Genomic DNA, 25,370 nt, shown 5'->3' on the forward strand with positions numbered 1-25,370 from the left:
CTCGGCGTCGCTGCCCCAGGGCAGCACGAGCGACGCGCCGCGGCGCACCAGCGCCTGACCGAGCTCGATCCAGTGGGCGTCGGGCCACTGCTTGTCGGCGCGCGAAGTTGCGTGCACGAACACCACGTAGGGCACCGGCAGATTCAGGCCGACGCCCGCGAGCGCCTGCGCGGCGCGGTAGGTATCGAGGCCGAAGTCGATCTCGTCGGTGGGCTGCGGCGCGGGCAGATCGAGCGCCGCCGCGACCAGTTGACGCGTGCGCTCAACGACGTGCGTGCGCGGTTCGATGCGGATCGAGCGGTCGTAGAAGAAGCGCACCGGCCATTCGTAGCCCGCGCCGTCCGTGCGGTTACCGAGCCCGACGAGCGGCCCGCGCGCCCAGCTCGCGACCCACGCGGTCTTGATGAGGCCCTGACAGTCGATCACGAGGTCGTACTTCTCGGCGGCGAGCGCGCGGCGGAACGCGCCGATCTCGCGCCAGTTGGCGCCCGACAGCAGGCGCTTGCGCCAGCGCCGCAGCGAAAACGGGATCGGCCGGCGCACGCCCTGCACGAGCTCGACGAGCGACCGGAAGCTTTCTTCGACGAGCCAGTCGATCTGCGCGTCGGGATACCGCCGCCGGATATCGGCGATGGCGGGCATGTTGTGGACGACGTCGCCAAGCGACGACACGCGCACGATGAGGATCTTTTGCACGCTCAAGGCAGGAAGGGCGGACTGGTTGAAAGGTCCGCAATTTTAGCGCGCCCGCGGGGTTGGGCGAGAGCTGGCGTGAATTGAGGGGGGAAAGTGCGTGTTTTCCGGGGCGCGCCGTGGGGTGGCGGGTTGTGGTGCCAGATCCGGTGGTGAGTGAGGCGCGGTGCTGTTTGGTCGCGCCTCGTGGGTGCTTAAGGTGCGATTTCGGACGTTTTCAGCCACGCATCGAGCGGTGGCTTGCCGGCGCGGGAAAAGCGGATCCGGGTCCAGTCGGTGCCTTCGGTTTCCAGCACGGCGACGAGGTCGCCCCGAATCAGATATCCGTGGCGGATGCTGCCCACGGATGGCCGTTCATACAGCCACGCCTGATCGACGCGAACGGTCCATGACGGCGCATTCTGATGCTGCGAGGAATCTGCCGCGGCGCTTCTGGGCGGTAACGGCGGCACTGTGGCGGCATGCACCCCGGGTTGCGCTTCGATTTGTGCGTAATACCGCGCGTTTGCGGCGTTGGGCGGGTCGCACGCTTTCAGGTTGTCGAGACCAAGCGCGGTGCGCAGGAACGGACTGATGTCTTGGCTGTGAGCGTTCGAGTATTGCGTCCAGACGTCGCGAGCTGTGGGCTTTGCAACCGACGTCATGGACTGCGAATCGGGACCGGCCGAATCCAATACGCTCTGCCAGATTTCCTGCTTCACATCCCAATGGCCGCCGCAGATCGCGCCGGTGTCGTTGCGTGTCACGCAACCCGTTTGCGTGTCGAGGATTGGGCAGAATTGACGGCTTTCTATTCGCGGCTTCTGGCTGTCGGCTTCAACGGTTCCGTTTCTGATTACATCGAGAACGAGGTATCGGCCTCCGGGTGACACCGCACTGTCCCGCGGCCTGGAAAAGATAACGCCGCCGTCTTGCGTGAGTGCCTCGTCGGATAGCAAAGGAATCGCATGACCGTCGGCTTGCTGGAAAGTCAGGCGCGTCCAACCTGAACCGAACTTTTTGGCAAGCGGCGAGGACACCGGCGCGGAAAAAATCAGGCGCGAATGATTTGAGAAATCAATGACCTGATTTTCGGCAGACGTTGCACTGAGCGAAAGACCGGTGGTCGCAACGAGCGCGATGCTGGAGACAAGTTTCTGAATTTTCATCCACAAGGTGAAGTGAATTCATGATTGCAGCGGACACGACAGCTTCTTTCAGCCGCTAGAACCTCTGCGCCCTCATGTGTCGGTGCAATTTTTCACATACGCCCTGCTCTACCGCTACCGATTAGTGCGAGCGCTCCAGGGCGCGAGTCGGGACCCGATCAGACTTTCCCAGCTTTTTCATCTGCGAGACATATTCGCTGTATTGAAGCTTCGCTGGCTCTTGTTGGTCAGTATTCCAAAGTGCGTCAGCAAGATTGAGCTTGGCGACGACTCGATCCGGATACTCCGAAACGATTTTTGCAAGAAGCGGTATCGCATCGTCTGGTCTCTTGGCCTGCACCAGAAAAAAACCTAGATCATTAGCCATTTGCACATCGATTTCCCCGACGAACCCTGCAATTTCCAGCGAATCATAAGATGTAATTCCGGCAAGATAAGCAGTCAGCTTCGCCTTGTCACTCTCCGCGCTTTTCAATTCTGCAAGTTTCTTATCGATGTCTTTCTTGACGTTTTCATTCGACTCATACGTGTAGGACATGTCGCTGCCTATTTTCGGGCAGTTCAAGATACGTGCGACTTCCATAGAACCAACGAAGTCGCCGGACGTCATATCCGGCTTTTCCCCCGAAATCTGGCGGACCATACACCAATCCTGCGCGCCAGCGTTCCACCCGAATATCTGTATGAAAACCTGGCCGCCTTGGCTCTGGCACGAACCGTCAACCGCGATCTGCGCAGTACCCGCGAGTCGATACATGCCCATCGCGCTGCATTCGTCGAACGGCTGCACACGATAGTTCAAGCGCTTGTGGGTGGCTGCACTCTCAAAAGTGATAGCGAGTCCTTTCCCTGCGGCTGAATACTCGAATGTGCCAATGTTCTCCACAACAATAGCTGTAGTCGAAGGACACGCATTCAATGCAAACAGAAAGCCTGCAATGCTCACCGCGATGCGCGGCCATCCGGGCAATGAGATTCGGCTCATTGCGCCTTCGATTCCTTCTCCTCGTCGCCCGGCCCCGGCTTCCGGTTCTTGAGGCAGAGCACACGCTGCTTGTCCGCCAGATCTGGATCGTCAGCAGATGCATCGCTCCTTTGCAGATCGACAACAGCACCGAACGCCATAATGGCGAAGTCGCCTGTCCGTGTGGTGAATTTATCGTCATACCGCCAGCCTGCCGGAGCATGGACGATCACGGCGACCGGCTTGAGAACGAGAACGCTCACACCGTGAGAATCCTTTCCCTTGAAGAACTCCTTCAGGATCTCTTCTGAAGGATAGTTCAGTTCAGCTTCGTCCCACTGTCCACCATCGCCCTTGAGATAGGCCACAAGCTGGCCACCATCTTTCCCGATCCGGAACAAAGGCTGCACGTCGCAGCGTCCCTGCAAATCGGCGCTGTAAAGGCCAATCCAATGGTCGTCGCTTTGAGCTGCACCGGCAGATGGCATAACGTTGAGCATGACGCTTCCGACAAAACATCCGCGCAGTGTGAAAGCTGCACAACGACGAAGAAAGCTTGAGGTCATATTTCCGTTCTCATATTTCAGTGCAAAGCAGCAAGAGATCCAGCTGTATGTCGTCCAGTTTCAATCTGGTGACAACGACGTAATCAGGCGGGCTCCGCATTCGGTCGGGTCGTTGTGGTGTGCAACCGGCTTCCCGTGATGACTACGCTGACTGTTTTCCGGGATGATTCTGAATTTTCCGTTGCATTTTGGACACCACGTCAAATCATCCTGCAAGGCAACGGGGACACCCATTGCCGTTATCTCATCGCATGCCGTGATCACTTCGCCGCCGTGCGAGGTCTTGTCGTGGAGACGAATCACACCACGACCGTGTTCGTCTTTCATTGGCGGATCTCCAGGTTATGCGTCAGCAATATTCGCCTCTTTGTTCGGAGCGGATTCAAGCATTGCAAGTCTGACGCCGTCCCCTGCGTAACGCGTCCGGTACCGCAAATAGCCACCGTCTTCCCACGGTGCATTGCGCGATAAAACATGGCCGGCCACCGATGTACCAAACGGTTTGAAGCCTGCATATGAGTCGTGGCAATAGGAGCTGAAAAAATTCAACTCGTTGTCACCGAGTTTGCGCTCAATCACCCGGTCAAAGACCTCGCGGCGCTCTTTCGGCATATTCGTCGCGGGCTTGGAGAGCGACTCGCCCGCAGGTTTAGCTCCACCTAAGAGTCGACTGGTGAGCGACTGCCTTCTAGTGCTGGCTTCGCTCAGTGCATTGCTCGCTTGAGCCGAGGCACTATCGCTTCCAGCTATGTCCTTCAGGAATACTTGATGCGCGCCGAGCAGGTCTTGCTTGTCGTCTCTTACAGCGCTTTGCACGAACTGCAGCGTTCCGTATACGTCCCGGTAAACGTATCGCCACGCGAGTATATCGATCAGACAATCGGTAATTGCGCGCACTCCGGTGCCGTTGGCCTGTATGAAGGCGCTGTAGTCCGCTCGAAGCTTTTCACCGACGACGAATGAGTCCCAGCCGTCGCGAGTCCTTGCGATTTCAGTATCGACCGGTACTTGAGCGGCTTGGGCCGCCTGATACATCATGCTGAGCGGTAAGCGAGCCAGTTTGTTCTCATCGTCGCCTCCGTTCTTGCCCTGCTCTCCCGGCAGATACCCACCACCAAGATCGGAGTGCATCCCCGGGAAGCGGAACTGACGGCAACGCGGGGGCATTTTATCGCCGGGTATTTGCACATCCTCTAGAGGGAACGACTCACGTTGCTCATGCATTGCAACGTAGTGCTCAGTATGTCTGACTCGCGATGAGATCCGCAGATTCTCTGTTTCACCCCAAGCTTCATGGCCATTGGTCCACCGGCTTGCAGCGGGTCCAAGACCAACCGCAGCAACGGTATCAAAAATACCAAGAAAGCGGATGTGCGTCTTGACCCCGGCAAGTGCGTCGCCCTCGAAGCACTCATCCAGCCAGTTACAGAACACGCGCGCCTGCGCCGAGCCGCGGCTGAAGCCAAATACGTCGATGAAGACCTCGACCAGCTTAGGATGTTGCGTCTCGCCGATCGTTTGTGCGAGCTTTGCGAACTGCTGCTTCAGAAAGGTCGTCCGGTTGGAGTAGCCATTGCGGGTGAGCAGTCCCCCCTCGTCCTTCATGCCCACTTTATCCAGTGCCCTCTGATCGGCCGGAGACAGGGAATTGAAACTTCCGCCTTCTGTATCAGATTGCATTGCTAGCCAGCCGTTGCTGCAAAGTGCCTTGACAGTTTGCTGTCCGATCAAAGGCACGCCACCATTGTTAATCGACTGGTGCATCGCGTTGAGAACATGCAAGAGTCCATAAACAATACGGGCATCCCCCCCCGCCCCGAAGCCCATACCCAATGAGCTTTCCCCTTCCTCACCGATTGCGGCAAACGGTGTGCCCACACCGGGAATGTAGGCTGGATAGTAACCGTTCAGGTCATCCGCCGGATACGCCCTGAACAGACGTGCGACGTTGCTGTCCTTTTTGAGTGCGAGTTGCGTTCCACTGCCCTTCCCCGACTCCTCCCAGTCCTGGTTATTGCCCGTGCCATCGAAGAACACCCCAACCTGGATTGCAAATTCGCACTTTTCCGGACGGCATCTCACGGTAGGCGCCGTCACTGTTACGCCTTCGGTATTGCCCGGATGTGCCGCGGCCTGTAACAGACTGATGTTGTTGCTCATTGGCCAGACGTTCCTGCGTCACGTTGAGGCACACTCTGTCTGGTAGCTGAGGATGCGCATTCCGGCAAACTCGGCGCCTCCTGGCAGCGTCGCGTAAAACGCGCGGCACGCATACTCTGGGCCGCGCTCCTTTTGCATTCTTCGTAAGCATATCCGGTCGTTACCGTTGCACATTGCGGCAGATAACGGCGCGCGTCTACGCGTTCGTCGTCGAGGATTTTTTCATTCGCCAGCTTTGTGCAGTTCGCCGGATCGGACGCGCTGGCACACTGCTGCTTGATGATCTGATCATCTAGCAACTGCTCATTCCAGTCACGCCGGTCAGCTCGCGACGGATACATATCCCATGGCTTCTTCCTTGGAATCGGATCGTGCGGACCAGCGTAACCGGCAGCACGGGGCCCAAGTTCGGAGACCACCACCCGCACCGTTCCGTTTGCAAGAAAGTGCACCCAAAGGTTGCCGCCGTCTTCCGAATAGGGATCGACCGCAACATCGGCTTGATGAGTGCTGCCCTTATCGTGCTGCCAGTCCCTGACGTCCCACACCACATGCACCGTGAGCCCGGGATGCCACTTGACTGGTAGAGGCGGTGCCGGCATACCTGCATTGCCGTTGCCGGCTTGCTGCCCAGCCGCGCCGTTGACCCAGAAGTCGGTGACGCTCAGGTTGTCCGCCAGGTGGTCAATTCCGCCCATGGAATAGCCAAACGTCTCTTCCTTGGCAAATGACTGGCTGGCTGCTAACGCAGTAAGCAACACAACGCCGAGCGCGGCAAACCATGTGCGGTATATCCGAAAGTCCATAGCTCTGCATCCAGTTCAGTTTTTCGAAGCCACGAGCCAATTCATAAGCTCGCTCCACTGCCCCAACGCTCGTGACTGCTTGACTTGCGCCAGAAGTCGCGAGTCCGTCAATACCGCTCCATCGGTTTCGATTGCAGCCGTTGTGATATGCCGCTGCACATCGAGCGGTTCGATACCGTGCATAAGAACAAAAACGGCGGCGGCCTCGACATGGGGATATTGCTCGGCAGATAACGAGGGATAAGCCGGGTCGCCTCTTCCTGCGCTCAATTCGTCGGCGAGCGCGGCGGCGAGTTGCTGCTCCAGTAACCGGACGCTCTGCTTCCCGGACAGCACGATCACCGGGTGGCGTCGCGAGTCCGCGGGAATGCCCGTTCCAAACTCCCTGCTTTCTCCAAAGCGGTCCATATAGCGCCAATGCCTGACCGGACCCTTTAGCTGCTGCGCCTGATCGGGCGACAACACGCGCGCCAAAGTGTCGAGCGCCCGCGTGTCTGCATAGCGGAGGTAGTAACGGTCGCCCTCCTCCATCTCGATGCTGCGTTGCGATTCCAGGTGCATGGCCAGACTCGCGAGACTCACGTCAGTCAAGAGACGGCTGACACCATATCTCCATGGCATTTCATTCATCTCGTCGCCGCTGAAGCAAGACGCGAATGCCTCAGCCTCCAGAAGCCACGGTCCAAACCGACTGGCATTCGACGACGGTAGGTCCGCATATAGCGGGACCGCATTTGCAGTACGCACAAGCGCATCAAACTGGGGAGCCTCTTGCCAGATAGCGGCATCAAGCAACATGAATTCGTTCATCGAGCGTGTTCCGCTTATTGAGGCACGATTGCGCTGCCTGAGCGCGCGGCCAACAGGAAGCAGCGCTCGCAAAAGTTATCGGGAAGCCCAGGGAATACGGCCGGCACACTCCGCGGGCCTACGGTCTGGTGATCCGCTGCATGCATGATGCTCGCGCCGGGCGTAAAGCCCTTAATGCCTTCCTCGCTGATAACCAGTTGACTGGTGCCGGCTGTCAGCCGGATGCCTTGCTTCGCGGTCAAGGTGATCCAGTCAGTCGTGCTCATGAGCGCGAGCACCTTCTTTGCAACGAGATCGATCGCGTCGCTTTGCGCCTGAATCTCGATTTTTCCCTGACCAGCGAACAGCTTCATCCCGGCGTTTCGCACGAACAGACTCAGCTTCTGTCCAATACTCGCAACAAGCGATTTGCCCGTGGCGATCTGCATGCTCTCGCCGCTGACGAAATTGAGCTGCTGCTCGGCAGCAATATGTGTGGATTGTTGCGTCGAAAGCGCGATACCCGACGGGCTCGCCATCAGCATCACCGGATCGGTGAATGCGTTCGCGCTCCCCGTGCCCCCGCCAGCGGTGTTGCCTCCACTACCGCTCGCACCCTGTGTCTTCGATTGCGTGGCGCTCACGAATGTCCGCAGCGATTGGGTGCCATCCTGCAACGATTCGGCCTGGTGCGTTTCGCTCGCTTGCGAGAGCGTGTCGATCGTCTGTTGCGCACTCGTCAGTTGCGCATGGGCTTCGGTGACGTCCAGTTGCTGACTCGTGGCGGTCTTTGCGTGGGTACTCACATACAGGCCCTCGCCCGCATTGATCGCGCCGAACGCATCCGATTTCAGATCGAAACCGCTGCCCAGATACGCGCCGCGCGAATTTGCACTTTGCGCGACCAGATAACCCAGATGCAGTTGCGAATTCGCGCTCGTGCTGTAAAGCTGCATGCGATTCTGGCCGGTGGCATCGTCCATCACCATCTGGTTGTAGCCGCTGCCACCATACTCCTTCGACTTGTAGCCGGAGAGAATGCCGTTCGAATGCCAGTTCGGCGTAGTCGCGCCGTTATAGACGCGCGCTGTGACGATCGGCCGATCGCAATCGCGGTCAAGCCAGTTCACGATCACTTCTTCGCCCACACGTGGCACATGCACGCCGCCGTAACTGCTGCCCGAATCGGACATCGCCACGCGTATCCAGCACGACGCGTTTTCATCGCCCGCATTCAGGCGATCCCAGTGAAAGCGCACCTTGATGCGATTAAGCGAATCGGTATATACCTCTTCGTTGGACGGGCCGACGACGAGCGCCGTCTGCATGCTCATTTCCGGCTTGTGATGTTCAAGCGGACTGCGATACGGCACCGCCTTGCGCTGCGCCTCGATTTTCACGAGCAGAAAGCCTTCGCTGCCGTCCGAGGCTTTCACCACCAGCGCGTCGCTGTCGCCCTGATTCGCGCTCTTGATCGCGGCCAGTTCGCCTTGCAGACTGTGCGGAAACGATTGCGTCTGCGTGGTCGTTGCGGGCAGATTGTTTTCGATAAACCAGCGCGCGTCGATCACCGCAAACTGGCGATCCTGCTGGCTGTCCGCGTCGTGCACCGGATGGCCGTCGAGTTCGAACCAGCGCCCGGCGTCGAGATTGCGCACGGCGCCCGCGCCTTCGAAGCGTTTCGCGCGCGACTCCCACTCCTGCATGCGGATTTCGCTGAGCGTGTCGCCGCGCGACTGCTCGCCGTACGTGTACGCGCCCGTGTATTCGTAGACTTCGGCCTGCTGCGGCAGATTGCCCTGCGTGGCCAGCGTCGGCACCGACGTGCCTTTGGGATTCACCGACGTGGACGGCGATTTGTAGTCGAATGTGCGCGTGGCCAGCGTCACACTTTGCAGCGTGCGCGTACCGCTCCATTGCACCAGCGCATTGGTTTCACTATTCACGCCAGATCGGTAAAAATTAACCGATTGCGGATTTAAAGCGGGCAATGCGCCGATATTGTCGGTAATTACGACCGTGTGCGATTTTCCATCAGCAGCCTGTTCGAAATAGCTGAACAGGCCTTCGGATTCCATAATCCGCTGGCAGAAATTCCAGTCGCTCTCGTATTGCACGCAAAACGAGCGCGAAGGCAATGCATTTTGAATAACAAAGCGGAATGCGCCCTGCGCTTGCGGATGCGCATTGAAGACGTCGGTGAGAATGGCGTCGGCGGTTTTGTCCTGCCAGATGCGCGCATCCGAGCGGAACTTGAGGAAGTGCTGCCACGAGGCGAATTCCAGCTGATAGCTCGTCAAACTGCCGTCCGCGCCCAGCCGGCGGGCAGTGTGGACGTAGCCGTGATACGGCAGATAGGTCTGGTCGGCCTGCTGCAGCCATAGCGTGACGGGCTGCGCGATCAGCGTTTTAAGCTCGACGTTCTCGTTCGTGGAAACGACATCAAGCGTGAAGCCGTAATCGCGGCCGATACGCGCATGACCTACCGCACGCTGCGGCAGCAACACATTATCGCCGAGCGGCGTATCGAGTTTGATCAGCCGGTCAGTTTGTACGAGGCCCCCGGTAATGGCCGCAATCAGATCCTGCGCCCCCACTTTCTATTCCTTTATCATCGAGCCATGATTTGCGGCGATATTCTACAGACCTTACTGGCCGATTGAAATTTGAACATCGACGTAACGACCCATCACGCATATCAAATCACAGTGAATAAACAAGTGAACAAAGTGGCGAGTGACGCTTACATCTCAAACGGAAAGCCCATAAACGCGCAATGAATCTAAAGCAATTCGCATTAGTGTCGTCGTATGCAATATCGCTAAACGCATTTGCACTCGACTGCAACAACCCACCGGGAGGCATCGGCCCAGAGGCCGCGCAATCGAATCTGCAATGCGCTGAACAGGAGCGCGCTGCCGCCGATCATGCGCTCAACGACGCATACAAAAAACTGCTCGCGAACCTCAAAAACGATCCGGAGCTGCAGCGCTTGTCGAAAACCCAGATTGTGGCCGCACAGCGTGCGTGGGTCGTGTTCAGAGACGCAGAGTGCGAGTTTGAGCGGTTCGGCACCGCAATGGGTGCCGGTCAACCGCACGCAGTGCCTGACGGAACTGACAACGGCTCGCGTCAAGGTGCTTGAAGAATATTTCGACGAGGCGCAATCGCAATAGCCGCACGCGCCCCGAACATCCATCCGTTGCGGCGTAACCCACCGCAACGGACCTCAACCCAAAACTCAGAACGGCAACTTCGCATCCGGCTTCTCAGCCAGAATCACGCGCTTGAAATCCGCCTGAATACGCGCGAGCGCGGCATCGTTGTCGGCTTCGAAACGCATCACGACGACCGGCGTCGTATTCGACGAACGCGCGAGCCCGAACCCATCCGGATACTCCACACGCAGACCGTCGATCTTGATCACCTCATCGGCGCCCGTGAACGTCGCGTTCTCCTGCAGCTTAGCGATCAGCGCGAAATTCTCGCCTTCCTCGAGCTTCAGTTGCAGTTCCGGCGTGGCGTGCGAGTTCGGCAGATCGTTGAGCAGCTTGCTCGGATCGGCCACGCGTGCAAGGATTTCAAGCAGACGCGCGCCCGTATACAAACCGTCGTCGAAACCATACCAGCGGTCCTTGAAGAACACGTGGCCGCTCATTTCGCCCGCCAGCGGCGCACCGGTTTCACGCAGCTTCGCCTTCACGAGCGAGTGGCCCGTCTTCCACATCAGCGGCTCGCCGCCCTTTTCCTTCACCCACTTCGCCAGGTTGCGCGTGCACTTGACGTCGTAAATGATCTGCTTGCCCGGATTGCGCGACAGCACTTCCTCGGCGAACAGCATGAGCTGACGATCCGGATAGATGATCTCGCCGTCCTTCGTGACCACGCCCAGCCGGTCGCCGTCGCCGTCGAACGCGAAGCCCACTTCGGCGTCGGTTTCCTTGAGCGCGCGGATCACGTCCTGGAGGTTTTCCGGGTGCGCCGGATCCGGATGGTGATTCGGGAAGGTGCCGTCGACTTCGGTGAACAGTTCGACCAGTTCGCAGCCGAGCGCCTTGAACAGACGCGGCGCGAGACCGCCCGCCACGCCGTTGCCGGTATCGACGACGATCTTCAGCGGACGCGCCAGCTTGATGTCGCCGACGATGCGGTCGATATATTCATCGCGAATATCGTAGTCGGCATAGGTGCCCGCGCCGCTTTCGAAACGCTGGTCGACGATGCGCTGATAGAGCGCCTGGATCTGGTCGCCGTAAATGGCCTTGCCGCGCAGGACCATCTTGAAGCCGTTGTAGTCGGGCGGATTGTGGCTACCCGTCACGACGATGCACGAGTCGATGCTGCGTTCGCCCGTGGCGAGCTTGAGCGGCACGCTCGCCGCGAAATAGCCGACCGGCGTGGGCACCATGCCCACGTTGACGACGTCGACGCCCGCCGAGCGCAGGCCGTCGGCGAGCGCGGCGGACAGGTCGGGGCCCGAGAGGCGGCCGTCGCGCGCGATCACCACCGCGTCGCCGCCCTGCGCACGCACCTCGCTGCCGAAGGCCTGGCCGATGGCGCGTGCCGTGTCGGTATCGAGCGTCTTGCCGATCACGCCGCGAATGTCATAGGCCTTGAAAATCGATTGAGAAATCATGATGAGGCTCACCGTGCGATGGAAAGTCGGGGGGATTATTCGTAACACGTTTCGGCGGGCTGCCGCGACCCCGCGTTACGAAAAGTCGGAACCGTTACAAACTATAATTGCCGTTTTTCGGCGTCCGCCGAAGGTTATGCACCCATTTTAATGCCTCGCCGTTTCCTCCTGACGACAAAATCCGCGCCGGGTCTGGCGCCTCGCGCCAGCAAGCGCCATGCCCATGCGTGCCCGATGCGTCCGCGTCGTCAGGACGGTCCGGCATGCTGAGCCTCAAGCGCCCCGCCAACCCCGACGTCACGCGCGCGTTCACGAACATCGTGTGGCTCGGCCTCGAACGCGTCACGCAGATCGCCGTCGCCATCGCCATCAGCGGCGTGCTGGCGCGCTATTTCGGTCCCGACGTGTTTGGCAAATGGCAGTACGCCAACACGCTGCTGCTCGTGCTCTCGCCCATCACCTGGGTGTGCGGCGCCGAAATTCTCGTGCCGACAATCGTCAACAAACCGCGCGAGGCCGTCGGCACGGTGCTCGGCAGCGCGTTCGCGCTGCGCATCGGCGTGTCGGCGGCGGCGCTCGTCGTCACGTGGATCGGCATCGGGCTCGGCGCGACCGATCCGATGGTCGGCGCGATGCTCGCCGGGCTCGCCGTCACCATGCTGTTTCGCGAGCCGTTCGTCGGCGTGATCAACGCGTGGCTGCAAAGCATGACGTACAGCAAGCCACAGCTTATCGCGAGTATGAGCACGGCGATCGTCAAGGCGCTGCTCGTGTTTCTGCTCGCGCGCGCGGCGTTCGCGCCCGCCACCTTCGGCTGGCTGTGGGCGCTCGAATCGGCGGCGATCGGCGCGGCGCTGGTGCTCTATTTCCGCAAGCGTCACGGCGGCAAGCTCGGCTGGCACGTCGACCGCGCGCTCTTCAAGCATTTCGCGACGGCCGGCACGGTGTTCTGGCTCGGCCTGATCTGCATGTATCTCTTTCTGAAGCTCGACCGGCTGATGCTCGAACGCACCATTTCGTTCGCCGATCTCGGCCGCTATTCGGCCGCGCAGCAGCTCAACGAAAACTGGATCACGCTCGCGCTGATGCTCTCGCAGACCATCGCGCCCGCCTTCGTCTATCGCGTGCAGCAGGCCGCGCAGTTGCGCCGCAACCTCGTGCGTCTGTTCGCGATGACGGGCGTCATCATGATCGCGGGCGCGCTGGTGCTCGACGCGCTCGCGGGCTTCATCATCCATCGCGTGTTCGGCCCGGACTACGCGGGCGCCGTGAATATTTTCCGCTGGGCCGTGTGGCTCTCGGTGCCCGCGGGCATCGAGGCGATCGGCAATCTCGTGGTGCTCAAATATCAGGCGAAGTTCGTCCTGCTCGCCAAGTGGCTGCTCGCGCTCGCGGTGGCGTTCGCCGTGAATCTCGTGGCGATTCCGCGCCTCGGCGCGTACGGCGCGCTCGTCGGGCTGGCGTGCGGCTACCTCGCGGCGGCCTGCGTGAACTTCTATTACATCCGCTTCAAACTGACCTGAACCTCGCTGCCCGCCTCATGACGCCATCCCCCGCCGCCGCGCGCGCTCGAACCGGCGCTCTCGCCGATGTCGCCCTGCTCATGCCCGCCTACAACGGTCAGGCCGACGTCGAGCGCACGCTCGCCTCGTTCGCGGAAGACGCGCCGATCTACGCGCTCGTCATCGACGACGGCAGCACGCCGCCCATCGTCGCGCCGAGCGTGCCCGGCATGGAAATCGAAGTATTGCGCATGCCAAAAAACGGCGGCATCGAACGCGCCTTGCAGGCCGGTATCGAGGCGCTGGCCGCGCGCGATTTCCGCTACGCGGCGCGCATCGACGCGGGCGATCTGGCCGTGCCGCACCGCCTCGCGAAGCAGCGCGCGCGCATGGAAGCCGAGCCTGAACTCGCCGCGCTCGGCACGTGGACGCAGGTCGTCAATCGCGCGGGCGAGCCGCTCTTCATGCTGCGCCCACCCGCCGACGCGCGCGCGCTGCGCCGCACGCGCATGCTGCGCTCGCCGCTCGTGCATCCTTCGGTGATGCTGCGCGTCGACGCGGTGCTCGCCGTCGGCAACTATCGCGTGCAGTATCCGGCTGCCGAAGACCTCGATCTGTTCCTGCGTCTGATGGAGCGTTACGACTGCGCGAATCTGCCCGAACTCGGGCTCTATTACGAGCTCAACGAAGGCGGCATCAGCGCGACCAAACGGCGTCGGCAGATCGTCTCGACCCTGCGTTTGCAGGCGCGTTATCTGAACGTGCTGAACTGGCGCGACTGGGCCGGGCTCGCCAAGAACACGCTGCATCTCGTCACGCCTTACAAGCTGCTTCACCGGCTGAAAACGCGGCTCGGCGGATAACGCACAGTCCGGGTTCCCGCGGTCCCTGAAAGCGCCGGTCCGGCCCCACATGCGGTCCCACATCCGCTCCGCGTGCAACCGTGCGCCGACGCACAAACTGCCATCCGTCTCCCGGCGCAGAATAGGCCGTTCGCATTCGGACGCAGCCGGATGACGCTTCGCGCGTCGATGCAGAGGCGCAGTCATAGCGCCGCGCAGGTCCGCGCGCGTCACGAGTCCGTCACGGCGCGCTGCGGCGCGGCCAAAGTGGCGCATCGAATGCACGCACCGGACCACACCATGACCGCCAAACCCAGTCTGAAACGCAGTGCCCTGTTCAACCTGATCGGCAGCCTCCTGCCAATGATCATTGCGTTAGTGACCACCCCGATCTATCTGCACTACATCGGGACGGCGCGATACGGCGTGCTGGCCATCGTCTGGATGATTCAGGGCTATTTCGGCTTTCTCGACATGGGGCTGTCGACCGCGACGGCCAATCGCATCGCCAAGCTCGCGGACGCCACGCATCAGGAGCGCGAATCCGTGCTGTGGACGGCGCTGATCCTCAATGTCGGGCTCGGCGTGGCGAGCGGCGCGGTGCTGTTCGTGGCGATGCATCTGCTGCTGCCGTACTTCAATCTCGGCACGGCGCTGCGCGCCGAGTTGCAGCCCGCACTACCCTTCGTGGCGTGTCTGATGCCGCTCGCGAACCTGAACGGCGTGCTCAGCGGCTCGCTGTCCGCGCGCGAGCGCTTCGGCATCCTCACGCTGGTGCAGATTCCCGTCACGCTGATGTATCAGCTCACGCCGCTGATCGTCGCGTACGTGATGGGCCCGCGCCTGAACTACATCGTGTACGGCTCGCTGTGCTCGGGCATCGGCACGCTCTGCATCTACGCGATCGTGGTGTGGCGCGTCTTTCCGCTGCGCTTTTGCGCGGGTCCGCGCCGCGCGCTGATTCCCAAACTGTTTTCGTTCGGCGCGTGGATGAGCGTGCAGAACCTGACCTCCGCGCTCCACGAAACCGCCGATCGCATCATGATCGGCCACATCCTCGGGCCGCAGGCCGTCGCGTACTACCAGGTGCCGTTCAACCTCGCCGTGCGCGTGCGATTCCTGCCCAACGTGATCGCGCGCACGCTGTTTCCGCGTCTGTCGTCGCTCGAAATCAAGAACGCCACGGCGCTTTCCGCGACCACGCTGCGCGGCTTCCTGGCCGCACTCACGCCGATGATCGTGTTCGGCATGTTCCTCATGCATCCGTTTCTTTCGCTGTGGGTCGGACAGGATTTCGCCGCGCGCTCGGATTCCGTCGGCGAAACGATTCTCGTGGGCGCCTGGTTCAACTGCCTCGCGCTGATCGCGGGCTGCCATCTGCAGGCGACGGGCCGCCCCGGCATCGTCGCGCGCCTCCTGATCTACGAACTCGTGCCGTTCTTCGCGTTTCTCTGGTGGGCGATGCAGACCTTCGGCGTGCTCGGCGCGGCGCTCGCGTGGAGCGCGCGCTGCGTGATCGACGGCTTCCTGCTATATCACGCGGCGCGCCTCGAAATCCGCCCGCTGCGCATGCTCGCCGCGCCGACGCTGATCATCGGCATCGCCTATGTCGGCACGCTGGTCCTCGCGCCGCTGAGCCTGCCGTCGATCACGATGTGGATCGCGACGACCGGCGTCGCGCTCGCGTGGAGCGCTCGCGCGCAACCGGCGCTGTTCGCGCGCGTGCTCGGCGTGTTCGCGTCGATGCGAAGCCGCTGGGCGTGATGACGCCTCGGAAGTGAGATTGCGCGGCGCGAACGGCGAGTCGGCCGACCAGGAAAACGTCCTGCAACAGAACGCAAAGCAGAACGCGAAGCACAACGCAAAACGGCGGCAGGCCGGGCACATTAAAGCCCGGCGCCTGCCGCCGCACAAACCGCTATTCCGCCACTACTCGTTCGGCAAACTTCCGGCGTCGATCGCCCGAAGCTGATTAGCGATTTTCCGCTTCGCGCGCAGCGTGAGGTCGATCTCGCGCCAGATCTGCCGCGCGAGGCCCGGACGCTTCGGACGCGTCACCATCGTCGTGCGCTCGCTCTGGATGCTTGAAGCGCTCAAATCGGTCGGATGCTTAACGATGCTGGAAAAATAAAAATCGCCGACCTGAACGTGATTGCGGACGTGCGAAAAATCGTCGATCACGAAGATGTCGCGCTCCATCAGGCTCAGGACTTCCTTCGCGAACGACGCCGAAATCACATAGCCGACAGTGCGATAAAGATGGCCGAGATCGCCGTCGTGAACCCGGAACACCGGCGGAATCTCGCAGCAGATCGTCCCGCCCACGCGCTCGAAACTGCGCAGCAGGCCGTCCATGCCGCCCAGATGCAGATAGCCGTCGAACTGGCCCATCTTTTCCATGATCTGGCGAATGCTCACGCACGCGTCGGCGTCGAGAATCACGTCGTCTTCGAGAATCAGCGCGTGCGATTCGCCCGTGCGCAAGAGCGCTTCGTAGGCTTTTTTATGGCTCAGCGCGCAGCCCAGTTCCGAAGGCGTGATGAGCCGGTTGCGAAAGCTCAGGTAATGCTGGATCGCCGAAAAATAATCCTTAGCATTCAGTTCCGGACCATACACCGCGTCGATCACGCTCACCGTGAAGCGCTCGTTTTCGAGCATCGACGCGAGTTTCCGGTTGCTCTCAGACTGACTTCCTTTTAATGAAATGACAAAAACCTGCATGGGCGGCTCCTGGCTGCAAAACCATTCCGGACAGAAATTCGCGGACACGGAATTTTTGCAGTTTGCAGGAAGAACTCCAATCAAAAGGGCGTCGTGGATGCGGGGTTAACCTCATAACGCGCCGCACAAGACGCCCCCCAATCCGGCGGGCGCCACTGTCAGCCTGCCTGCTGGCTCAGCTTTTTCCCGCCAGACGTTCGTATGCAAAGATGCGCTGCGCAATCGCGCTCACCCGGAGATTCTGGCCTGCCAGACGACAGACAGGCGTGCGTAAGCAGCGCCTGGATGCGCCTGGCAAGACGAGACCTCGTCCGAGGCTGATGCGCATCGGGGTGATCTGCCAAGGACGCCGGACTGCCACTTAATACGCTGATCAGACCATCAGGAATCCATATCCGGTATCAGCAGGGTGCGCCCGGCACAGCCCTGCTGGCGGCAAAGGGAGTCAGGACCGGGTAGCGTGTGCCTGCTCGGCTCGATCTGGCGCGCGGTAGTGCGCCGGGTCGGAGAGCCAGTCGATTACATCGGCTGAGCGCCAGAGGGTACAGCGCGCCCCGAAGCGCACCGCAGAGGGAAATCGCCCTGCACGCTCCAATTCGAGGATGGTCTGCCGCGACAGGCGAACGTGCGGGCGAAGATCAACGAAACGTAGCAGGTATCCGGGAACGAGTGGCGCGACCGGCCACGGGATGGTCATTTGGCGGGCCATGAACTGCCTCCGAAGAGCTGGCGACCTCTTGTGAGCGGACGGGGACGCGGCGAGCGCGGCAAGAGGCGGGACAATCCGCACAACGCTCACGCGTGCCCGAATTGCGGAGGCAACAGACAGCGTGCGACCAGATTGGGATCGACCAGCCCCAGCCGAAGCCGCAAACGCGCGCGCACGCGAGCATGAATCAGCGGCACCAGGCCAAGCAGGATCCAGACGAGTCGCTCCAGAAGACGCCGCGCTGAAAGGATGAAGCGGCTCAGCATCGACGCCCACGCATTCATGCGCCCTGCTCTGTGCAGCTCTGCGACTCGGATGCGCTCGCCGTGCATTTGCGCGCAGTATCCATAGAAAATCACGAGCCAGACGATCATGTCAGCGAAGGCGTCAAATGCGATCACGCGCTGGCGCAGCAGCCCACCAAGCATGACCATGAGCACGAACCCAACGAACACCGCAATGGCGACGGCCGTCGCCCACCGCCTCGGGCGCGTTAGGCACTGCAGCGCCTGCCGAAAGCCATCGCAGCACAGGTAGACGACCTGTGCCGGCAAGGTGCCCGCGTCGCTCGCGCAACAGCGAAGTCGCAGGGCAGCAGGTGTAAAAGCGCCGATATCCATGGTCATACGAAGTTAAGCTTATCCCCGTCGAAGATCAAGACGGATCCTCGCTGAACGCACAGTTGATATCCGGGCGCTGAGGCCAGCACGAAGTGGATTTCGGGGCCAGATAAAAACCAATGGCCCACTCCGGTTCGAGGACAGGGAACGCAGAGGCTCTGGCGGCGTTTTCAACGGGACCGGCGACCACATCAAGACAGCAAAGCGGGATTGCGACCCTCGCACCGCTCCGTCCAGACAGTTCAGCCTGCGGGTATAGCGAGTCGATCCCGCAATGCCAGACTGTATTCCAGTAGCGCAATCGTACGGTCCATTTCCTCCACGATCTCGTAGTCAAAGAACGTCAAGACATAGAACGCCGGGATCACGAAGATGATCGTGTGAAGCCAGCTGTTGTTCACGGACCAGACCTTGATGGCAATAATTGCGAAAGCCGCCAGGGCCGGAAAGAGGCCGATTTTCTCAAGCGGGCCAGCGATCAGCGCATGCCGGGTTTCAAACGCCCGCCGGCGATGCCGATAGTGGATCAGCACATATTCCGTGGCGTTGCGCTCGCATTCCAGCAGCTGCTGCACGGCTGGCAAATCGAGTGCGATGGCCTCGCTCATGGACGCGAGCACCGTGGCAAACGGCTCTTTGCGACGCCGGTTCAGAAATGGGACCGCACCGCCAATGACAAGCAGGTTCGCTGCCATGACGAGAACGCCTGCAATGCCAGCGACCGCGAGCGCCACCCTGCCAAGCGTTTCACTGCGAAACAGCAGGCTCAAGCCAGCGAGGACTGCAAGCGTGACGGCACTGAACACGGCATGGTCGCGCACCGTTCGCGCCATCTTTTCCAGACGAACCTGAAGTGCAGTTTTCTCCGGCTCCTTGCGCTTGCGGGTAGTGATCTGTCCGACGATCTTTTCGACCTGGGCGATTTTTTCCTGCCCAATCGACAGATTTACAGGCTGATCCATGCAGAGGTCCAGTTTGTAATCTTCATACAGACCCTATCGGCTCTGCTGGCGGGCACTTTATATCGATCGATGAGATACACCTTTTCAGATCCGGCAATACTTCTCCCCCTGACACCGAGAATCATTTTTTCCGGGGCCTATGCGACGTCCAGACAAAGCGTGACCGTCCGGTCGTCCCACTGCACCTGGATCTCGTGCTCACGAACACGTGTGAACCACACGGGAAATACTCTTTGATAGCCGATGTCGAGAAGCGCCGTTGTGCGGTCAGGACCGAGTCCCCTGAGGTTTGGAGCACATGCCCGAAGGAGCAGGCCCGCACCAGCGTCATCACCCTGCTCCAGCTTCGAGATTCCAAGCCCTTGCAAGGCAAGCGCATTAGAAGGACATTGCCGCAATGTCCGCTCAAAAAGCGGTGTCGACTGATCGAGCCTGCCGTAATAGCGATGAATCTCGGCTAGCTGGCACAACGCTTCTGGCATGTTCGGTTCGAGAAGCAGCGCCTTCTCCAGTGCGAATTGAGCCTCATCGAATCGGGCTACCTGAAACAGCGCAACACCGAGATTCAGACACGACGGAGCGAAGGTTGGCGGCTCTCCTGCGGCCCTCAGGAAGTAGTCAATCGCCTCATCGAGACGTCGCTGCAGCAGGCAGACATACCCGATGTTATGCAGTAATCGGGAATCGGTGTCGTCTATGTCTTCTGCCGCACGCAGAAAACCCAGTGCATCATCAAGGCGCCCGTCTTCACCCGCAACGGTTCCGAGAATACAAAGCGCCGCAAACGAGCGGCCATTCAGCTTTATTGCCTTGTTCGCGTACTGAATGGCTTGATCAGCATGACCAAGCAGCTCACTGAGCGCGGCACACCGGACGAGCAACCATTCTGAATCATCGAGCAGCAGAGAAAGCGGCCTGTATATTTCCAGTGCCTTTTCAATTTCCCCCTGCTTTTCAAACGCACTGGCGAGCCGCACCTGGCTCTGGAATCGGGCAATGATCTCGCTGCCATGCGCGAATATTCCCTGAACAAAATCCTCGACCGAATCCAGCGAGCGTTTGACCATGTGCGCCGCCGGCGAATTACCTTCCAAGGGCGCCACGTGTCGGTGCAAAAGATCCAGAAGTCGCGCTCGCCGGAGAAACCTTCGCCCCGCCCTCGCCGTTGACAGCAGCCCGAGCATTTCAGTAATGCAGCTTTCCTCATCCAGAAACATCTGCCGCCCGCGTCCCCAGGCCGCGATCGCGGCCTTGACCAGTTCAGGCAAGGCATCTTCCGGAAGGACAGAAAACTCCGCACGCAGAAGCTGTCGTTTTACAGTCCTCAGGCCATGGTTCCCGAGCAGGTGTTCAAAATCGCGCTCAACAGCCGCGTACGCATCACCGCAAGCGGATGCGTGAGCCTGGTGATCCCGATATTCCCTGAGGCGCCTGAAGAAACTACGGAACGCTGGCGTGCACGACGAGGTGATCACTGTGCGTCGTGGCACAGGGGAAGTAGCAGGGAGATCAGACGAGAGGATTGTCTTGAGCAGACGGGCCGTCATCTGTTCGTCCTTGCTCTGAACCCGAATTTCCTCTGCCCCCAGTGAGACTACGAAGTCGTCCCAGGTCTCGACGCCGATACCAGAAAATCCCGGATCGTCGATGTGTTGCAGGAGGACCAGGAGTGCACACATGTCCTGATAGACAAACCCTGTCGAGGCACTCGCCCCGCCGGTGCGCTGCCGATCAAAATAACTTTCCATCGAGAATCAGGTCGTTGGGTTGAGTTCTGGAACAGCGCTCAACGCCGCTCACAGCCTGGCACGGCTATCCGGCGACGAACCCGAAGGCACTACGCGAGCAGCCACAGGCACGTGACGCGCAGCGATCGCGCAGAAGCAGACCGCACCGTGCGGACAAAGCCGCGGGAATCACTGGTAAGCCCGCTTCTTTCTCGGGCCGTCGTATGCCTTACGACCCGGAGCAGGTCCGGAGAGAGCGCACGGAATGCGCCGGACGATTTTACTGGCTCGGCCATGACCGCATTGCCAGAATTTATACGCACCTACCATTCGCCTGCGACATCGCAGTCGCCCCCCCGAAAGAACGCGATGCTATGCCCGAGCTCACTGGCGTGGTTCGGCCTCAGCATCGCCTTCGTCATCCGAAGTGCCGATGATTGCTGCGACCAGAGCCAGCACGCCCCTCTGTTCGCGGGCTTTCAATTCACGGAACCCGGCGAGCAGTCGCTCTTCATCGGGCTCCAGCGCAAGCGTGGCGGGATCTGACGCACGCCCGGTCAGAAGATACAGGACGTCAACGCCCGCTTCCGCGATGCCTGCAAGATAGCTGGCATCCGGATATCTCAGCCCTTTCTCATAATTTGACTGCGCCTGTTTCAGTACACCACCTGCGCTTCCAAAATCCGACTGGTTCATCCCGAGGCGGCGTCGCTCAAGCTTTAGTCTGATGCAAAATGAACTCATACGTGGATTTATTGTTGACAAGAGTGTTTTCGTTTACTATCTTTGACTCTACACAGCTGCTCGATGACGACTTGCCGTCAGAGCCACGGTCTATATTTCGCGCATCGTCACCGCCAAGCCCAGCAGAGTTCTTGCTGCCACTGGCGTAGTCGGCGCATCGGCTGTCCTCCACGATCTCAGTTGAGGACGGCGCGCACCTATTTAGTTGATCGTTGATGGTACATCGACGGTCGCGGTGTATGCCCGCTGAAGATTGAGCAAATCAGCTTCTGGCTTACAAAAAGGAGAGAACCATGACTTTCAACTACGAAATCCGCGGTGCCCTGCCGGTACGTTCTGGTTTCAAGCATGCTCACGCGCAGCGGCTAGCGGAGAGCCTCGCCAAACCAGCCGAGGTCTATTTCGCGACCGACACCGTAACTCCTTCACTCGTTATCCGCGTGAGAGGCGGCCTCTCACCGGACGAACAGCAATCAGTCGAAGATACGCTTGCCCGGTTTTCACACGAATGGGCGGCTGCGGGAGCGGTCTTTATCCGACAACGCTACGGCGAGCCGTCATTTGTGGCGCTAGGGCCCGCTCCCAGTGCCCACTTGCTCGACGAACTCGCTGACCTTCGCCTGCAACTGGATAGTTTGCTGCAACGGCAGTTCTTCATTCTCAGGCAATTCGGCGTGGCTGGCACCGAGCCCCTGATGGAATTGCTTGCCGACAACTAACATCGCGTCAACACGCAAGGATCGCTGACATGGACAAGGGAATGTACGTCCTATCGGGCTCGATGCCCGTGCACGATGACCTGGAGACGGAGCAGATCAAACGGGTCAGGCAACACCTCGGTGGATTCGCTACGGTATATCTGGCGCATGATCACACCGCGAATTCCGTATCGCTTCATATTTCTGGCCTGATGCTTCGGGACGACGCCCGAAGCATCGAGAAGCGGATCGAAAAATTCGCGGAAGAGAACGGCACAGCCGGCGCCATCTTGCTGAGCGAGTGGAATGGCTTCTCTGACTGGTTTATGGTCGGGTTGAACTGGCACGTGCAATGTCTCATCAAGCTGGAGGCGGTACAGGAGCATTTCACCAGGCTTATAGAACGCGATCTGGATTTCCTCGTGCGACTTGAACGGTCGGAGTGCGATTCTGCCAACCTGACGCCGTCCATGCTACGCGTCTGTGTGGACAATTAAGCTCACGGAGGCTGCAGGGGCCGAGCTCATGCCTGCCAGACACGCCAGCACTTCAACGCTCCGGGGCCGTCGTATGACCATGTTCTGGATCGAGGTCCGCGCCGCCCCCGGGTACCTGGCTCGCAACGCGCTGCGACTGCGGCCTCGAATCGCCAGTCTGCCCGACGCTGCCCGGCTCACGATCCAGCCAATCGCGCTCCCGTTTCTCACGCATCCACCTCTCGCGCTCGTCCCGCTCATTCACCAGTACCTGTCGTCGTGCCTCTAACCTGGGATCACCAAATCTGACATCAACATGATATAGCGCAGCAAGCATCGCGGTACGCTCGAGAAAATGCTCGTTGCCGCCGACGTCGATATGCCGACCGAACTTCTGGCGCGCCAGCAATAAACCGGCAAGCATCACATCCAGCTGCGCATCGTGCGAACCGAAAGCGATACGGTATCCCTCATCCGTGAACTGCCGCTCCCCCCGACGCTCATAATCCACGTTACCAGTTGTCGTGTCCACCCTCCAGATCCAGTTCTGCATAACCTGCGCTTTAGCTGGCGGAAGAGGATCGATATCTTGCGCCCCCACTGAAGCAAACCAGTTGCGCGGCTGCGGCTGCACAGTACGACCGCGCGGGTGACGTCTCGCCCATGCACACAATTGGAGGATTGCCGCCTCATCTCCGCGCGCGGCCAGCATTTCGACCCATTCGCGCCAGGACTGCGGTTTGCCCAGCGCCGCGCGCTCCCCAATCTGACGCTCGAACAGCAACTCAAGCTCACGTGCGCGCGTAAATGCCGCCACGGACGACGCTGCCTTGCGCTCGGCCCCCGGCAATGCGCTCGCGCGGATGCGCTCACGCACCTCTCGGTGTCGCTTCAGCATCGCCTGATGCTCGGCCTTGTGGTGTCTGCGCAAGTTTGTTTGCGCAGTCTCCAGCGCACTACGCGCCTGCGCGCTTTCGATGTTATATCGCACGCGTAGTTGAGCCCGCATCTGTGCATGCTCTTCCCCCAAGTCAGAAGGCAACTCGCCGACTTCTCGCTCAATATAGCGGCGTCTGGCATCCAAGACACGGATGATCCGCGAGGGTTCGACCCATGCGCCGAGCGCCGTCTCGAGACGGCCATGTGCCAGACGTGGATGCACACTACTCGCCTTGACAGGTGTCAGTCCCACATCGTCCTTTACGCAAACAGCCAGCCCTCGCCCCTTGAGTCGCAACTCCAGACCATGACGCGCGAGTGCCTCGTGCACGTCCTGCCACATTGCGCCAGGCGCGTCGAGTGCGGCCAGCGCATCGCGCAACGGCGCCCCACGCGCATACGTAAGCACGCTCTCCATGCCACCAAACACCTCCAGGTCGCGAGCCCGGGCCGGCATCCTGTGCTGCTGTGGCCCGCGCACGAGACTGCGCTCGACAACCGGCTGCCCCTCACGCTCGACGACAACATAGGGGCCACGATCGCGCTGCCAGCCCTGAGCCAGCTCCAGTCCACGCATGCAACGATCCAGTTTGAGATGGCTCAGTCCTGGATGCACTGCGCGCCCGGTAACCAGACTCACACGATTGACAACAACATGGAGGTGGACATTGTCCGTATCGCGATGAATGGCGATAACGTACTGATGCTGCTCTGGCGGCATGCCCAGCGCGTCGAGTGCGGCGCGCCCCGCCTCGAGCGCCTGCCGGGTTTCAGGCTGCTCCCCTTCCCGCCAGGAGATAACGATGTGCAATGCCGGACCACGCACGAGCGCACTTCGGTGCGCCACTGCGAGCATCTCAGCGTGAGCGGTATCAAGTGACAGGCAGTTCGTGAGCGATTCGACTTCGGGCTCGCGCTCGGCTTCCGCGCGTGTGACGTAATCGATCAGCACGCGAAAGGCGTTGCGCCTGTCATGCTTTTTTCGCCAGACCCGGGCCAGCATCGTCAAGCCTGCGAATGATGTCGATGACGGCGCACTGTGCCGCTGTGACCTCCGCGAGCAGTATGGCCCGCTCACTCGCAGGGAGTCGCCCAAAGTCCTGTTCGAGCAACTCGCCGATCCTTCGCTGCTCGTAACCAAGCGTGACCAGCGCATCCAGTACGCGGCTCGTGCTGACATTGCGCGTTTTTCTGCCGAGTGCGCAAGCCCGCACATAGGCCGCGAGCGTGAGGCCACAGTCCCCCGCCTTCTGGACGACAGCCGCGTGCTGCTCGCAGGTCAGGCTAAAGCCAACCGCGACAGTGCGCTGCCTGCGTTCTGCCCGCTCACTCATGGTGCTGCCTCCTGTAACGGATTCGCGCTCGCATGACGTGTCCTCGCGCAGGATCAGTGTGGCCGCTGCGAGCCAACGCTCAAAGCACACATTGGTAAGCGCAAATTTCGGCTCTGGGCAACGGCGAACAACGCCGTTGCAAGATGTGCGAAATCGTAACGGAAGCCGCCTGCACCCGTTACAGGCAGACCGCGGTTACCCGTGTACGGTGAAGGTATGCCCGCATGGGTACAACGCGCGGAGGACAGTACGATGAGCGCCAAGGGCCAGCATCCATCGCCCGACCAGTGGGCGAAACTCGACGCAGCGCTTGAGCGTCTGCATGAGCGGCCTG

Annotated in this window: 23 protein-coding genes; 6 read left to right on the plus strand and 17 right to left on the minus strand. The window is 60.4% G+C overall.

Annotation, left to right across the window (positions count from 1 at the left end; genetic code table 11):
* From waaC to G3N97_RS03380, 9 genes are all read right to left on the minus strand, one after another.
* Positions 1–702, minus strand: a 702-nt coding sequence (gene waaC / locus G3N97_RS03340; RefSeq protein WP_205991900.1) for a lipopolysaccharide heptosyltransferase I, incomplete at its 3' end; no start/stop codon positions are given.
* A gap of 185 nt (positions 703–887) precedes the next feature.
* On the minus strand, positions 888–1,841 hold the full coding sequence (locus tag G3N97_RS03345) for a hypothetical protein (protein ID WP_205991901.1): 954 nt from the start codon (positions 1,839–1,841) through the stop codon (positions 888–890).
* Between the two features lie 121 nt (positions 1,842–1,962).
* The gene (locus tag G3N97_RS03350; protein ID WP_205991902.1) at positions 1,963–2,826 is read right to left on the minus strand and encodes a tetratricopeptide repeat protein; all 864 of its coding nucleotides are present in this window, start codon (positions 2,824–2,826) and stop codon (positions 1,963–1,965) included.
* Entirely contained in the window at positions 2,823–3,305 is a 483-nt protein-coding gene (locus G3N97_RS03355) for a hypothetical protein (RefSeq protein WP_205991903.1), read from the minus strand. Before G3N97_RS03355 ends, G3N97_RS03350 begins: the two co-directional genes overlap by 4 nt.
* 126 nt (positions 3,306–3,431) lie before the next feature.
* Positions 3,432–3,698, minus strand: a complete 267-nt coding sequence (locus G3N97_RS03360; RefSeq protein ID WP_205991904.1) for a PAAR domain-containing protein — start codon at positions 3,696–3,698, stop codon at positions 3,432–3,434.
* Positions 3,699–3,713: 15 nt separating this feature from the next.
* A complete protein-coding gene (locus G3N97_RS03365; RefSeq protein ID WP_205991905.1) occupies positions 3,714–5,531 on the minus strand; it encodes a DUF2235 domain-containing protein in 1,818 nt (605 codons plus the stop codon).
* Positions 5,528–6,337, minus strand: coding sequence for a DUF3304 domain-containing protein (locus G3N97_RS03370; RefSeq protein ID WP_205991906.1), 810 nt, complete (start codon positions 6,335–6,337; stop codon positions 5,528–5,530). The genes G3N97_RS03365 and G3N97_RS03370 overlap by 4 nt, the downstream gene beginning before the upstream one ends.
* A 15-nt stretch (positions 6,338–6,352) precedes the next feature.
* Positions 6,353–7,147 carry a DUF4123 domain-containing protein gene (locus G3N97_RS03375; protein ID WP_205991907.1) on the minus strand — a complete coding sequence of 265 codons (795 nt, stop codon included), beginning with the start codon at positions 7,145–7,147 and terminating at the stop codon, positions 6,353–6,355.
* A gap of 14 nt (positions 7,148–7,161) precedes the next feature.
* Positions 7,162–9,723 (minus strand): type VI secretion system Vgr family protein, encoded by a 2,562-nt coding sequence (locus G3N97_RS03380; protein ID WP_205991908.1) that lies wholly within the window; start codon positions 9,721–9,723, stop codon positions 7,162–7,164.
* Between the two features lie 179 nt (positions 9,724–9,902).
* Between G3N97_RS03380 and G3N97_RS03385 the strand changes: the two genes are divergently transcribed.
* Positions 9,903–10,271, plus strand: coding sequence for a lysozyme inhibitor LprI family protein (locus tag G3N97_RS03385; RefSeq protein WP_205991909.1), 369 nt, complete (start codon positions 9,903–9,905; stop codon positions 10,269–10,271).
* Between the two features lie 96 nt (positions 10,272–10,367).
* Here G3N97_RS03385 and G3N97_RS03390 read toward each other — a convergent pair whose 3' ends face one another.
* Entirely contained in the window at positions 10,368–11,762 is a 1,395-nt protein-coding gene (locus G3N97_RS03390; protein ID WP_205991910.1) for a phosphomannomutase/phosphoglucomutase, read from the minus strand.
* Positions 11,763–12,025: 263 nt separating this feature from the next.
* Here G3N97_RS03390 and G3N97_RS03395 point away from each other — a divergent pair, with 263 nt between their 5' ends.
* The 3 genes from G3N97_RS03395 to G3N97_RS03405 all read left to right on the plus strand — a co-directional run bounded on the left by G3N97_RS03395 (position 12,026) and on the right by G3N97_RS03405 (position 15,870).
* Positions 12,026–13,285, plus strand: a complete 1,260-nt coding sequence (locus G3N97_RS03395; protein WP_074984629.1) for an oligosaccharide flippase family protein — start codon at positions 12,026–12,028, stop codon at positions 13,283–13,285.
* A 17-nt stretch (positions 13,286–13,302) separates the two neighbouring features.
* A complete protein-coding gene (locus G3N97_RS03400; RefSeq protein ID WP_176082082.1) occupies positions 13,303–14,127 on the plus strand; it encodes a glycosyltransferase in 825 nt (274 codons plus the stop codon).
* A gap of 279 nt (positions 14,128–14,406) precedes the next feature.
* Positions 14,407–15,870, plus strand: a complete 1,464-nt coding sequence (locus G3N97_RS03405; RefSeq protein WP_205991911.1) for a flippase — start codon at positions 14,407–14,409, stop codon at positions 15,868–15,870.
* A gap of 165 nt (positions 15,871–16,035) precedes the next feature.
* On the opposite strand, the gene G3N97_RS03410 is transcribed toward G3N97_RS03405, so the two are convergent.
* The 5 genes from G3N97_RS03410 to G3N97_RS03435 form a co-directional block, all read right to left on the minus strand.
* Positions 16,036–16,827 (minus strand): glycosyltransferase family 25 protein, encoded by a 792-nt coding sequence (locus G3N97_RS03410; protein ID WP_176082080.1) that lies wholly within the window; start codon positions 16,825–16,827, stop codon positions 16,036–16,038.
* A 795-nt stretch (positions 16,828–17,622) separates the two neighbouring features.
* Positions 17,623–18,162 (minus strand): hypothetical protein, encoded by a 540-nt coding sequence (locus tag G3N97_RS03420; RefSeq protein ID WP_205991913.1) that lies wholly within the window; start codon positions 18,160–18,162, stop codon positions 17,623–17,625.
* Between the two features lie 236 nt (positions 18,163–18,398).
* A complete protein-coding gene (locus tag G3N97_RS03425) occupies positions 18,399–19,118 on the minus strand; it encodes a hypothetical protein (protein WP_205991914.1) in 720 nt (239 codons plus the stop codon).
* Positions 19,119–19,255: 137 nt separating this feature from the next.
* Positions 19,256–20,866 (minus strand): tetratricopeptide repeat protein, encoded by a 1,611-nt coding sequence (locus tag G3N97_RS03430; protein ID WP_205991915.1) that lies wholly within the window; start codon positions 20,864–20,866, stop codon positions 19,256–19,258.
* Positions 20,867–21,229: 363 nt separating this feature from the next.
* Complete coding sequence (locus G3N97_RS03435; protein ID WP_205991956.1) at positions 21,230–21,589, minus strand: helix-turn-helix transcriptional regulator; 360 nt, start codon at positions 21,587–21,589, stop codon at positions 21,230–21,232.
* Positions 21,590–21,882: 293 nt separating this feature from the next.
* Here G3N97_RS03435 and G3N97_RS03440 point away from each other — a divergent pair, with 293 nt between their 5' ends.
* Positions 21,883–22,308, plus strand: coding sequence for a hypothetical protein (locus tag G3N97_RS03440; RefSeq protein ID WP_205991916.1), 426 nt, complete (start codon positions 21,883–21,885; stop codon positions 22,306–22,308).
* A gap of 29 nt (positions 22,309–22,337) precedes the next feature.
* Positions 22,338–22,784, plus strand: coding sequence for a hypothetical protein (locus G3N97_RS03445; RefSeq protein WP_205991917.1), 447 nt, complete (start codon positions 22,338–22,340; stop codon positions 22,782–22,784).
* Positions 22,785–22,836: 52 nt separating this feature from the next.
* Here G3N97_RS03445 and traI read toward each other — a convergent pair whose 3' ends face one another.
* Entirely contained in the window at positions 22,837–24,705 is a 1,869-nt protein-coding gene (gene traI / locus G3N97_RS03450) for a TraI/MobA(P) family conjugative relaxase (RefSeq protein ID WP_205991918.1), read from the minus strand.
* Positions 24,674–25,036: a hypothetical protein gene (locus G3N97_RS03455; RefSeq protein WP_205991919.1), complete on the minus strand. Its 363-nt coding sequence runs from the start codon at positions 25,034–25,036 to the stop codon at positions 24,674–24,676. Before G3N97_RS03455 ends, traI begins: the two co-directional genes overlap by 32 nt.
* Between the last annotated feature and the right edge of the window lie 334 nt (positions 25,037–25,370).

The organism is Paraburkholderia sp. Ac-20347 (assembly GCF_017104805.1).
GTDB lineage: Bacteria > Pseudomonadota > Gammaproteobacteria > Burkholderiales > Burkholderiaceae > Paraburkholderia > Paraburkholderia tropica.